Source organism: Phaeobacter sp. JH204B (assembly GCF_048055755.1).
Lineage (GTDB): Bacteria > Pseudomonadota > Alphaproteobacteria > Rhodobacterales > Rhodobacteraceae > Phaeobacter > Phaeobacter bryozoorum.
This window is the reverse complement of sequence record NZ_JAYMXF010000019.1, coordinates 15376-27733: the sequence shown is the minus strand read 5'-3', so window position 1 is coordinate 27733 and position 12358 is coordinate 15376. Positions and strand designations below refer to the sequence as shown.

Genomic DNA, 12358 nt, shown 5'->3' with positions numbered 1-12358 from the left:
TTTCGGCTGTTTCATGCCCAACCCAAGGGACGCGGCGTCAGCCAGCCTGCCCCCCTTGCCTGCGCGCATATCGCACCCTATCTCGAGGATGCGCGCGACGCATTCGCAGCAAGAGCCGCTCCTCCCTCGGCTGCTGTAGCCTGATTGCCTAACCCTCCCGAGTTGCACAGGGCTTGGAATGCGCCGCGCGTTACCATCCCTCGCATCCCATTGGCCATGAGATATAGCGCCAAGCCTCCTCAATCCGCGACGTCTTGCTGCTCCGGGATCTGCGACAGATCACGCAATATCGGGCAGTCCGGGCGATTATCGCCGGAACAGCAGGTGACCAGTTCCGACAATGTGTCCCGCATCGCTTCCAGATCCGCGATCTTGAGGTTGATCTTGTCCAGATGTTCTTGCGCCAGTTGTTTGACATCTGCGCTGGCACGGCTCTCATCCTCGTAAAGCGCAAGAAGCGTGCGGCAGTCCTCGATCGTAAACCCAAGCGCGCGGGCACGACCCAGAAACGCCAGCTTGTGAAGGTCGGTCTCCGCAAAACAGCGATACCCGTTTTCGCTGCGCCGCGGTTTGATCAGCCCAATGTCCTCATAGTATCGAATGGTCTTGGCCGGTAGGCCGGAGCGGTTCGCCACATCGCCTATATTCATGGTCGCACCTCTGCCAATTGCTGCGCGCCTCGCGCGTTTGGGAACTTTCCTAAGGGATCTATTTCGGAACTCATTCGACGCAAGCCCAGGCTGTTGCCGAGGCCGGTCACCTTAACGTTCAGTTTTCTGACACGCGCCTGTTCCATGGCTCACCCCTTTCGACATCTGATCATCCCCTTTTGCGGCAGATATGAGGCTTCCAGTCAGGGGAAGGTCAAGGGCAGATAGCGTAGGTTTCTCGAACAGATGACGTGGCCATACTTACGCCCACCGGATCGGCAGGTGACGGGAACGAAGAGGCCCTCGTCGTATTCTTCTGAGGCGCAGCCAGCCGAAGCCGCTAGTGTGGTAGCGCAAGAAATACACATCCCGCGACGGCCGATGGTTTACGCCCCCCCAATGGGTCTGCCAATATGCCGCTCAGCGCAATTGGCGCCTGCCGTCACTGACAGAACAAAGGAATTTCGCAATGATACGCACTCGCGCCGCTGTGGCCGTTGCCCCGGGCAAACCGCTTGAGATCATGGAAGTGAACCTCGAAGGTCCGAAAAAGGGCGAGGTGCTGGTCGAAATCAAGGCAACAGGCCTCTGCCACACGGATGAATTCACCCGCTCCGGGGATGACCCGGAAGGGATCTTCCCGGCCATCCTGGGCCACGAGGGCGCAGGCGTCGTGATCGAAGTTGGCGAAGGCGTCACCAGCCTTGAAGTGGGCGATCACGTCATTCCGCTTTACACCCCCGAGTGCCGCGAATGCGAGTATTGCCTCAACCCAAAGACAAATCTGTGTCAGGCGATCCGCTCTACCCAAGGTCAGGGCCTGCTGCCGGACGGATCCACCCGTTTCTCGATGCTGGATGGGACACCGATCCACCATTACATGGGCTGCTCGACCTTTGCCAATCACACAGTGGTGCCTGAGATCGCCCTGGCCAAGATCCGCAAGGACGCCCCCTTTGACAAGGTCTGCTACATCGGATGCGGCGTCACCACCGGCATCGGCGCGGTGATCAACACCGCCAAGGTCGAGATCGGGTCGCGCGCGATTGTCTTCGGCCTTGGCGGCATTGGACTCAACGTGATCCAGGGTCTGCGACTGGCAGGTGCGGATCAGATCGTCGGCGTCGACCTCAACCCCGGCAAGGTTGAGATGGCCAAGAAATTCGGCATGACCGACTTCGTAAACCCCTCAGAGGTGGAGGGCGATCTGGTGGCGCATCTGGTTGAGCTGACCAAGGGTGGCGCCGATTACACATTCGACGCGACGGGCAATGTGCAGGTCATGCGGACCGCGCTTGAAGCGGCGCATAAAGGCTGGGGTGAGAGCATCATCATCGGCGTGGCTCCGGCAGGCGCCGAGATTTCGACCCGCCCGTTCCAGCTGGTCACAGGCCGCAGCTGGCGTGGCACCGCCTTTGGCGGCGCCGCCGGGCGTACCGACGTGCCCAAGATCGTGGACTGGTATATGGACGGCAAGATCGAGATCGACCCGATGATCACACACAAACTGTCGCTGGACGAGATCAACCATGGATTCGAACTGATGCACGAAGGAAAGTCGATCCGCGCCGTGGTCGAATTCTGATCCACCCGCATACCCGAGATCATGACGCAGGCCGCAGGGCCTGCGTTTTTTTTTTCACTTCATCTGCCTGCATTCGGGGAACGTCCTGCCAGCAAGGGGTGGCGAGCCGCGTCAACCAAAGGCATAATTGCCCGGCACCTGCCCCGCTTTGGTTGAGGACCTTGCTTGAAACTACAAGCCGTTGACATCTCCCGGACCGAATCCGCCGCGACGATCATCTTTCGCACCCTGCGCAAGGCGATCATCACCGGTGAGCTGTCGGATGGAACCCCCCTGCGGCAGGATGAAATCGCCAAGGCCTTTCACACCTCGCGCTTTCCCGTCCGCGAGGCGATTGCCCGCTTGGAACAGCAGGGGCTGGTCACCTCCCAGCGCTACAAGGGTGCCGTGGTCGCAACCCTGTCGATGCAGGACGCCTCAGAAATCTTTGAGCTGCGCGCCAAGCTTGAAGCGGATATCATCCGCGCCGCCGTCCCGAATATGACCATGGACATCCTCGCACAGGCGCGCGCGCATCTGGATGCCTTTGCCGCCTGCGATGCGCCAATGCAATGGGGGCCGCTGAACCGAAAATTTCACGGCACGCTCTATAGTGTCAGCGGCTTGCCCTATCACGTCGAGATCGTCGAAACCTCGATGGACCGGATTGATCGCTACCTTCGCGCGCAGCTTGTCATGAGCGACGGCATGGCCCGCAGCAGCAGGGAGCATCGCGCGATACTGGCGGCTTGCGAAACAGGTGATGCCGATCTCGCGGCCCAACTGACAGCAGAGCATATTCTGGCTGCCAAAACCTCGCTTGAGGATCAGCTACGCGCGCAGATCCCCTAACGCCGCACTGCCGCCCTACCGCACCTCTAGGATCCGGCGTCCACCGCCTCAAGGCTGACATCGTAGCCCCACAAGCGGCGCAGATGCTTCAATACCTCGTCGCGGTCATCCTCCGACAGGTGAATGCCGTCGCGCACCGTATGGGTCAGCTTCAGCTCGCGGTCGCCTTTCAGATCGGCATCGGTGACCTGAATATCAGGCTCTAAATAGGCCAGATCGTAGGAATGCGCGAGATCGCGCCGCACCGAGCGATAGCCACTGCGATTGTGGATCTGGCTCACCACCAGATGTGACTGCTCGGCGTCATCAGCGAGGGTGAACAGTTTGAACTTGCGGATGAGATGCGGCGACAGGAACTGCTGGATGAAACTTTCATCGCGGTAATTGGCCCAGGCATCCCGCATCACCCGGCGCCAGTCGGGATCACCCGCGAAATCCGGAAACCATTCGCGATCTTCATCGGTCGGGTTCTCGCAGATGCGGCGAATGTCCTGCATCATCGCAAAGCCCAGCGCATAGGGATTGATGCCAGAATACCGCGGGTCGTCATATTCCGGCTGGAGCACCACATTGGTATGGCTGTGCATCATCTCCATATAGGCGCCTTCGGTCAGGCGGCCCTGCTCGAACAGCTTGTTGATAATGTAATAATGCACAAAGGTCGCGCAGCCCTCATTCATAACCTTGGTCTGTTTCTGGGGGTAAAGATACTGCGCCAGCATCCGCACGATGCGCAGGATTTCAGATTGCCAGGGATCAAGAACCGGGCTGTGTTTCTCCAGAAAATACAGCAAGTTTTCCTGCGGCAGATTCATCAGCTTGCGACGGGCACTATAGGGCTCGTCCCTGATCTGCTCCAGCTTGTCGCCACCCATGGTCGCATCGGTCCAGATATCCAGAACGCTCTGACCGCTTTCATAACCTTCACGCACCTTCTGCATCGCTGCCAGTTCTTTGGTGGTGGGTTTGGGCGGACGCCCATAGCGAAAGACCCCCTGCGATTGCAGCGCATGGGCCGCGTCCAGGATCTCCTCTACTGTGCTGAGCCCGTAGCGCTCCTCGCAGGCGGCGATGTAGTTCTTGGCAAAGGCCAGATAGTCGTGAATGCCGGCCGCATCAGTCCATTGCTGAAACAGGTAGTTGTTCTTGAAAAAATGATTATGCCCAAAGGCCGCATGGGCCATGACCAGCGTCTGCATGGCCATGGTATTTTCTTCCATATTGTAGCTGATACAGGGGTTTGAGTTGATGACGATCTCATAGGCCAGCCCCTGCCGCCCGGTCCGATACAGCGCCTCGTCGCGGGCGAAATGCTTGCCGAATGACCAGTGCTGATACATCAGCGGCAGACCGACGCAGGAATAGGCATCCAGCATCTGCTCGGCCGAGATGATCTCGATCTGGTTCGGATATACATCAAGCCCCAGATCATTCAGCGCAATATCCTCAATCGCGTCCCGCGCAACTTCCAGAAGTTCAAAGGTCCATTCCGGCCCCGTGAACAGTGGCTTCGCGATAGTATCACCCGCCTGCATTCTGCGCCCCTTTTGCCTTGGGGAGGAAGAACTCCCTGAAAATCGGATAGATATGGGAGGGTTGCGACACACGCTGCATCTCAAAATGCGGGACCTGAGCCTTGACCTGCCGGTAGTTCTGCCAGAGATCCTCACCCGCCTCGGGATTGCTCAACAGCATCTCGGCGTTCTCATCGACGATTTCGACATAGGCGTAGTACTGGCAGACCGGCAGCAGCTCTTCCAGAAGCAGCGCCTTGCAACGCGCCGAGTCATTGCCGAAATTCTCCCCATCAGAGGCCTGCGCCCCGTAGATGTTCCACTCATCCGGCGGGTAGCGTTCGGCAACGATCTCCTTCATCTTCTCCAGCGCGGTCGACACGATGGTGCCGCCTGTCTCGCGGGCATAGAAGAAGGTTTCTTCATCAACCTCCTGCGCGTGATGGGTGTGACGCACAAAGACCAGTTCGGTATGCTCATAGCTGCGCGCCAGGAACAGATGCAGCAGCAGGAAGAACCGTTTCGCCAGATCCTTCTCCCGCTCCTGCATGGAGCCAGAGACGTCCATAAGGCAGAACACGACCGCACGGGAGTTGCGGATCTTCTCCGGCACGTGGGTGTCATATCGCAGATCCAGCGGGTCAATATACCCCACCACGCGACGTTTGCGCTCCAGAGCCTCCAACCGGAGGATCAGCTCTTCAAGATAGGCTTCCTGTTCGGTGCTGCGTTCCGCCAGCGCCTGAAGCTCCTCGATCTGTTTTTGCAGCTCGGCTATGGATTTGGCAGTCGGGCGTTGCAGTGCGATCCGACGTCCCAGCGAATTGCGCATCGTCCGCACAAGGTTGAGGTTGTTCGGCGTGCCCGCAGTGGTCAGCCCGGCACGGCGTGTCCCGATGGTTTCAGTCTCTACAGAGGCTTTTTTGACCAGATCTGGAAGCTCAAGGCCATCAAACAGGATCTCAAGATATTCGTCGCGCGTCAGGGTAAAGGAAAATTCATCCGCGCCATCGCCATCCTCGGACGCCTGTTTGCCCCCCTCTCCGGCGCCCCCCTGCGGTCGCTTGAGCGTGTCGCCGACAACAAAATCCTTGTTGCCGGGCAGCACGTGACGGCGGCGGCCCCCCTTGGCGGAATGGTGAAACCGGGGTTCTTTCAAACCCCGTGAGGGAATAGTGACCTTCTCACCTTCGGCAGGAATACCACCACCATCCTTGATCGATTTGTCGCGGACCGATCTGTCCACGCGCTCCTTGATGCTTTCGCGGGCGCGTTCGAGGAACCGTTGCCGGTTCCCCAAACTCTTGCCCTTGGGATTGGCGCGCCTGTCGATAAAGTGATGCATCTGCCACCCACCCTTTGCTGTTAGCCCGCCTTATTTACGCGCATGTACCATTCCACCAACCTGCGAACCTGCCGGTCGGTATAGCCGTGGCTGCGCATCCGTTCGACAAACTCCTGATGTTTGCCTTCGGTCTTGCTGTCCTTCTTCGATCCGAAGGAGATAACCGGAAGCAGTTCCTCGACCTGGCTGAACATGTGTTTCTCGATCACATCCCGCAGCTTCTCGTAGGAGTTCCATGCCGGGTTCGAGCCGGTATTGGCGCGATGACGCAGGGCGAATTTGACCACCTCATTGCGGAAGTCCTTGGGGTTGGCGATGCCCACCGGTTTTTCGATCTTGCTCAGCTCGGCGTCCAGAACCTCGCGGTCATAGAGCTGGCCGGTGTCCGGGTCCTTGTAATCCTGCTCCTCGATCCAGGCATCGGCATAAGAGATATAGCGATCGAACACGTTCTGCCCGTATTCGGTATAGCTCTCCAGATAGGCTTTCTGGATTTCATTGCCGATGAATTCCTCATAGCGCGGGGCCAGTTCCGTTTTGATGAAGGCAAGGTATTTCGCCTCTGTCTCCGCCGGGAATTGTTCGCGTTTGATCATCTGCTCCAGCACATACATCAGGTGCACCGGATCCGCCGCCACCTCATCGGTGTCAAAGTTGAAGGTGGTCGACAGCACCTTGAAGGCAAAGCGGGTCGAAATCCCGTTCATCCCCTCGTCGACACCGGCGCGATCCTGATACTCCTGCACGGTCTTGGCCTTCGGGTCGGTGTCCTTCAGGCTTTCGCCATCGTAGACGCGCAGCTTGGAATAGAGATTTGAGTTTTCATGCGGTTTCAGCCGGGTCAGCACCGAAAACCGGCTGAGGATCTTCAACGTTTCAGGCGCGCATGGGGCCGCAGCCAGCTCGCTGTGTTCGATCAGCTTGTCGTAGATCTTAGCCTCTTCGGAAACCCGCAGGCAGTAAGGCACCTTCACGATCGACACACGGTCGATGAAGGCCTCGTTGTTCTTGTTGTTCTTGAACTGCTGCCATTCACTCTCGTTGGAATGTGCAAGGATCAGCCCGGTGAAGGGGATCGCGCCGAAGCTCTCGGTCCCCATGTAATTGCCTTCCTGCGTCGCCGTCAGCAACGGATGCAGCATCTTGATCGGCGCCTTGAACATCTCGACGAACTCAAGAACGCCCTGGGTCGCACGATTCAGGCCGCCTGAGAAACTATAGGCGTCGGGATTGTCCTGGCTGCAATGTTCCAGCTGGCGAATATCGACCTTCCCGACCAGCGTGGAGATGTCCTGATTGTTCTCATCGCCCGGCTCAACCTTTGCAACGCAGATCCGGCGCAGCCGCGACGGATAGAGCCGCACCACCGAGAATTTGTTGATATCGCCGCCGAACTCATCCAGCCGCTGGACCGCCCAGGGCGACATCAGCCCCGGCAGCCGGTGTTGAGCGATGCCATATTCATCGCTCAGCAATTTGCCCATACGAACCGGATCGAAAAGGCCAAGCGGGCTCTCGAAGATTGGCGACAGCTGATCGCCAGCCTTCAGCACGTAGATCGGCTGCTCCTCTACCAGACGTTTCAGACGTTCCGCGAGCGAGGATTTACCGCCACCGACCGGACCCAGCAGGTAGAGGATCTGCTTACGCTCCTCCAGCCCCTGCGCGGCGTGGCGGAAATAACCCACGATCCGCTCGATCGTGTCCTCCATGCCGTAGAAATCTTTGAAGGCAGCGTATCGCTTGATGGTGCGGTTCTGAAAGATCGGACCCAGTCGCGCATCTTTTGACGTATCAACCAGCTCCTCTTCGCCAATCGCCTTGAGCATACGTTCGGCGACATTGGCATACATGCTGGGATCATCGCGACAAGCATTCAGATAGTCCTGTAACGACATCTCCTGCTCGCGCGTTTCGCCGTATTGTTCGGCAAAAATTTCGGCAATGTCTTTCATCTGGCTCTAGCCTCCTAGTTACTGCGCGCCGGTCCTCCTGGGGTCTAAGATCGCACACGGACAGAGGGCGCCCAGCGCGAGGGCCAAGTAATGTCCGCGTGAAAATATTCGTCTGAATTCTGCTCGGCGCCGGATCCGGCGATACAAGACCAGCGGGTCACTCTGAGCGGTGACATTCCAGCTGTGGCCTGGGTTTCGGCGTCGTGTACTTAGGATCAACTCTACACCAATTATGTTCTTCAGCCTATCTGAAACTGGTGTCTTTTTGGTTAATTGCCAGTGCGTTTTAATAGAACGCTTGTTCACACATTGGCGATATAGACGTGACCCGAACAGCCGAAACCGGCCCCCTTTCTGACGGCCCTTCGGCCTGCGGGCACATGGAACCACCATAAACAGAAGGCAAATAAACGCAGCGCCCATCGCAAATGCACCGCAAACCCACCGCAGCCACCTCCCTAACGTCAACCAGAGGGTATCATTAACAAAAACCGACGGATAAACTTCGATGCAAATTGAATACAAATTAGCCACACCCTGATCTTTTCGGTAAAAATCCGCTCATCAAAACCTAGACAAGGCCGCTGGGAAGGCAGCAATATGGCGGCAATATGGCCGCGGAGACGGCTGATGGGCAAAACAATGCAGGCTACCTGGGCGTCACGGTTTCGGCGCTTTGGTCTTTTGACGAGCGGTATATAAAAATGAGTACGGTTGGATACATCGTCCGCGACATGGCGGGCACCAAGCAGCATGGTACATCTGCTGACACCCCCCAGGCGACAATTGCGACAGCAACCGCGAAAGACATTTCGCTGAACCTCGGACCCTCCGATGTCGAAAGCTACGCGCGGCGGGGCCAGGACCTGCATATTACGCTGATCGACGGTCAGGTGGTGGTGCTGGATGATTTCTTCAACACCGACGCGACAGGTGGCAAGAACCTGTTCCTCAGCGAAGAAGGCAACTTCATCGAAGTGGTTCTGGAAGACCGAACCGATGGCATGCTCTATGCCAGCTACGAACCTCTCGACATGAGCGGCAAGTGGAGCGCCTACGATGACATGGTGTTCCTTGACGTGGACCGTATCGAACCGGTTGTCGCTCCCCTTGTGGCCCCGCTGATCGGCGGCCTCGGCACCGCAGGCGCCGCGGCTGGCGTCGTTGGCGCGGCGGCCATTGTTGGTGCAGGCGGCGGTGGTGGTGGCGGAGGCGGCGGGGCCGTCACGCCAACCGTCGACAATCCCGATGCGACCTATCCGGTTGCAGGCTCGACCACCGAAGATGTGATCGTCAGCGGCACTGGCGCCCCCGGCTCCACCGTGGAAGTCACGCTCGGCACAATTACCGAAACCGTCACGGTCAAGGATGATGGCACCTGGGTTGCCAACTTCCCGGTGACCAACCTGCCGCCGGATGGCTCCTACGAGACCACAGTCTATGTAAAAGATCCGGCCGGTACCGAATTCAATCTGGATGGTCCCTCGGTCATCATCGACACCACCCCGCCGCCAATCGACGTCAACACTGTCGAAGGCGACGACCACATCAACTATATCGAAGTGGCCGACGGTGTTGTGATCAACGGCACCGGCGAAGCAGGGGCCAGCGTCAGTGTTGTGTTCCAGGGTGTGACCCGCACAACCACCGTGGCCGATGATGGAACATGGTCGGTGAACTACAGCGTGAACGAAGTGGCGACGGGCATCTACAGCTCCACCATCGAAGTCACCAGCGCAGATTCCTTTGGCAACACAAGCACCACGACTCACACGGTCGACGTCGACACCGAAACCCGGGTCACGATCAACACCCAAGTGGGCACTGATCACATGATCAACGGCGCGGAACAGGCAGCGGGCATTACCCTCACCGGTACAGCCGAGGCGGGGTCGAGTGTTGTGGTGACCTTCCAGGGGGTCAGCCGTACCGTAACCGCAGATGCGCAGGGTAACTGGTCGGCCAGCTATCTCAGCTCTGAAATCGCAACCGGCACCTATGACGCAAGCGTCTCTGCCGTGGCAACAGACACCAGCGGCAATACCAGCTCCACCTCCACCAAGATCCCGGTCGATACTGAAACCATGGCGTCGCTCGACGCGGTTCAGGCCGGCGACAATGTGATTTCCGCGCCGGAAGTCGCCAGCGGCGTAACCCTGACCGGCAAGGCCGAGCCAGGCGCCAGTGTCGCGGTGACGCTCGAGGGAACGACACGCACGGTCACTGCGGATGCGCAGGGCAACTGGAGCGCCGATTTCACCAGCAGCGAGATCCCGACCGGTGAATATGACGCCAATATTTCGGTGACAGCAACTGATGCACTAGGCAACACTGCCTCCACCACCGGCACCGTCCGTGTGGATACCGAAACCGATATCACCCTCAGCAATCCGCTGGCGGGCGACAATATGATCAATGCGGCAGAGGCCAACAACGGTCTGGACCTGACCGGCACCGCCGAAGCGGGCGCCAGCGTTGTGGTCAAGCTGGGAACAGCCACCCGCACTGTGACAGCCAACGCCCAGGGGCAATGGACGGCCAGCTTCGCCGGGTCGGATATCGCCGATGGCACCTATGACACAACGGTGACCGCAACAGCGACCGATGCCTACGGCAATACCGCCTCGACCAGCAGTCAGATCCGTGTGGATACCACCACCAGCGTTGGACTTGATAGCGGGCAGGCCGGTGGCGACGATGTGCTGAACGGTGCCGAAGCCGCAGGTGGTCTGACCCTGACCGGCAGCGCCGAGCCCGGCGCCTCTGTCGCGGTGACCTTCCAGGGCATCACCCGGACCGTCACCGCCGACGCACAAGGCCGCTGGAGCGCGCCCTACGCAACCAACGAAATCACCCCCGGCGAGTATGACGCCCCGATCAGCGTCACCGCGACCGATGCGGCCGGCAATAGCGAGAGCACCTCCGGCACCCTGCGTGTCGATACCTCGACCGCTGTCAGCATTGATGCCAACCAGGCAGGCGGCGACAATATCGTCAACGCAGCAGAGGCGCAGGCCGGTGTCACGCTCACAGGCAACGCCGAGCCCGGCTCCGTGGTTTCGGTGACCGTTGCAGGCGTGACCCGCAGCGCAACCGTGGCTTCAAATGGCAACTGGAGTGCGCTGTTCGAGCCCGGCGCGCTGGCTGCTGGCGAATACAATACCTCGGTCACAGTGTCGGCAACGGACGCGGCGGGTAACACCGCTTCGGCCTCCTCTGCCCTGCGGGTAGACACCGTTGCGGGCACTGTGACGCTATCTCCCGACCCGATCGAGATCGACGATGTGATCAACGCTGTCGAACGCGCCGACGGTGTCGAAATCAGCGGCACCGCGACGCCGGGCCTGACCGTGACGGTTGGCCTAGGCACCGCAAGCCGTCAGGTCGTCGCCGATGCAAACGGCGACTGGGCGACCACCTTCCCGGCGGCCCAGATCCCGACCGGCACCCGCAACCTGCCGATCACCGCCTCCATCATCGATGACGCGGGCAATACCGCGAGCGTTTCAGATAGCGTTGCGCTCGATACGCTGGTGACGCCGTTGACGGTGCAACCGAACCAGACCTCGGACGACATCGTGAACAAGGCAGAGCAGCAGGCGGGTGTCACCTTCAGCGGAACTGTCGAAGCAGGATCGACGGTGGTGATCAACGTTGAAGGCAAAGAGCAGACTGCCACAGTCGACGCCCTCGGCAACTGGACGGCGACGCTCGACGACGCAACATTGCCGGACGGTGACCGCACCGTGACAGCCTCCATTACCGCGACCGACGCTGCCGGTAACGAACGCAGCATCACCGAGCAGTTCGACATCGACACATTGGTTGATCCGGCGTCCATCTATGCGCTGAAAATCACTGGCCAGGGCATTCTTGAGCTGGAAACCAAGGACGCTACCGACAATTACGCGGTCAATACGCTGAACCCGGCAGGCACTGTTGGCTCTCCCGCGGCGACCAAGACGGTCGACCCGCAGGATGGCACCGAGTTTGCCTTCGGCACGCCGATCCCGGATGGCACACATCTGGTCCTGTCGCGCAGCGATGATGTTGGCAATACCTCCAGCACCTTGGTGATCTTTGATGACAACGCAACCAACAGCGGCACCATCAATCACGCCGGGCTGGGCCAGTTCAACATCGACCATCTGGACCTGCAATTTGCCAACGATGTGCACCTCACACTCAATGAAGCTGACATCAAGGCACTGTCGAACAATTCCGACACCCTGACGATCCACGGCAGCGACAATGACAACGACCAGATCACCCTCACCGGCGGCAACGCCGCGAGCGCGGGCACCCGTGTGGTCGATGGTGAACTCTACAATGTCTACACCATTGGCAACGATGGCACGACGCTGATCGTCGATCAGGACGTTCAGGTGGTCTTCTGATCCACAGCGATCACCCGGGGGCCGTTTGGCGCAAACCAACGGCCCCCGGCAAAACTACCCGGCAACAAGGGTAAGGGCACA

The 12358-nt window shown here is 59.2% G+C and carries 7 protein-coding genes; 3 read left to right on the top strand and 4 right to left on the bottom strand.

The genetic code is table 11. The annotated features are described in order from the left end of the window. Positions 1–239: 239 nt before the first annotated feature. The gene (cueR, locus tag VXL81_RS10405) at positions 240–650 is read right to left on the bottom strand and encodes a Cu(I)-responsive transcriptional regulator (RefSeq protein ID WP_340544153.1); all 411 of its coding nucleotides are present in this window, start codon (positions 648–650) and stop codon (positions 240–242) included. Positions 651–1119: 469 nt separating this feature from the next. On the opposite strand from cueR, the gene VXL81_RS10400 reads away from it, so the two are divergent. Both VXL81_RS10400 and VXL81_RS10395 read left to right on the top strand, forming a co-directional pair. Then, the gene (locus tag VXL81_RS10400) at positions 1120–2235 is read left to right on the top strand and encodes an S-(hydroxymethyl)glutathione dehydrogenase/class III alcohol dehydrogenase (RefSeq protein ID WP_340544152.1); all 1116 of its coding nucleotides are present in this window, start codon (positions 1120–1122) and stop codon (positions 2233–2235) included. A gap of 165 nt (positions 2236–2400) precedes the next feature. Next, the gene (locus VXL81_RS10395; protein WP_416536368.1) at positions 2401–3066 is read left to right on the top strand and encodes a GntR family transcriptional regulator; all 666 of its coding nucleotides are present in this window, start codon (positions 2401–2403) and stop codon (positions 3064–3066) included. A 26-nt stretch (positions 3067–3092) separates the two neighbouring features. Here VXL81_RS10395 and VXL81_RS10390 read toward each other — a convergent pair whose 3' ends face one another. Genes VXL81_RS10390 through VXL81_RS10380 form a run of 3 tightly spaced genes read right to left on the bottom strand, consistent with a single transcriptional unit; the run spans position 3093 to position 7880 of the window. Further along, the gene (locus VXL81_RS10390; protein WP_416554136.1) at positions 3093–4601 is read right to left on the bottom strand and encodes a SpoVR family protein; all 1509 of its coding nucleotides are present in this window, start codon (positions 4599–4601) and stop codon (positions 3093–3095) included. Then, positions 4588–5925, bottom strand: a complete 1338-nt coding sequence (locus tag VXL81_RS10385; RefSeq protein WP_416537134.1) for a YeaH/YhbH family protein — start codon at positions 5923–5925, stop codon at positions 4588–4590. The genes VXL81_RS10390 and VXL81_RS10385 overlap by 14 nt, the downstream gene beginning before the upstream one ends. Positions 5926–5945: 20 nt before the next feature. Beyond that, entirely contained in the window at positions 5946–7880 is a 1935-nt protein-coding gene (locus VXL81_RS10380; RefSeq protein WP_416554134.1) for a PrkA family serine protein kinase, read from the bottom strand. 704 nt (positions 7881–8584) lie between these two features. On the opposite strand from VXL81_RS10380, the gene VXL81_RS10375 reads away from it, so the two are divergent. Further along, positions 8585–12277: an Ig-like domain-containing protein gene (locus tag VXL81_RS10375; RefSeq protein ID WP_416554132.1), complete on the top strand. Its 3693-nt coding sequence runs from the start codon at positions 8585–8587 to the stop codon at positions 12275–12277. Positions 12278–12358: the final 81 nt, after the last annotated feature.

Excerpts from the sequence above, each read along its gene's own strand:
- VXL81_RS10390 (WP_416554136.1), bottom strand. The coding sequence starts at position 4,601 with ATGCAGGCGGGTGATACTATCGCGAAGCCACTGTTCACGGGGCCGGAA.
- VXL81_RS10380 (WP_416554134.1), bottom strand. The coding sequence starts at position 7,880 with ATGAAAGACATTGCCGAAATTTTTGCCGAACAATACGGCGAAACGCGC.
- VXL81_RS10400 (WP_340544152.1), top strand. The coding sequence starts at position 1,120 with ATGATACGCACTCGCGCCGCTGTGGCCGTTGCCCCGGGCAAACCGCTT.
- cueR (WP_340544153.1), bottom strand. The coding sequence starts at position 650 with ATGAATATAGGCGATGTGGCGAACCGCTCCGGCCTACCGGCCAAGACC.
- VXL81_RS10385 (WP_416537134.1), bottom strand. The coding sequence starts at position 5,925 with ATGCATCACTTTATCGACAGGCGCGCCAATCCCAAGGGCAAGAGTTTG.
- VXL81_RS10375 (WP_416554132.1), top strand. The coding sequence starts at position 8,585 with ATGAGTACGGTTGGATACATCGTCCGCGACATGGCGGGCACCAAGCAG.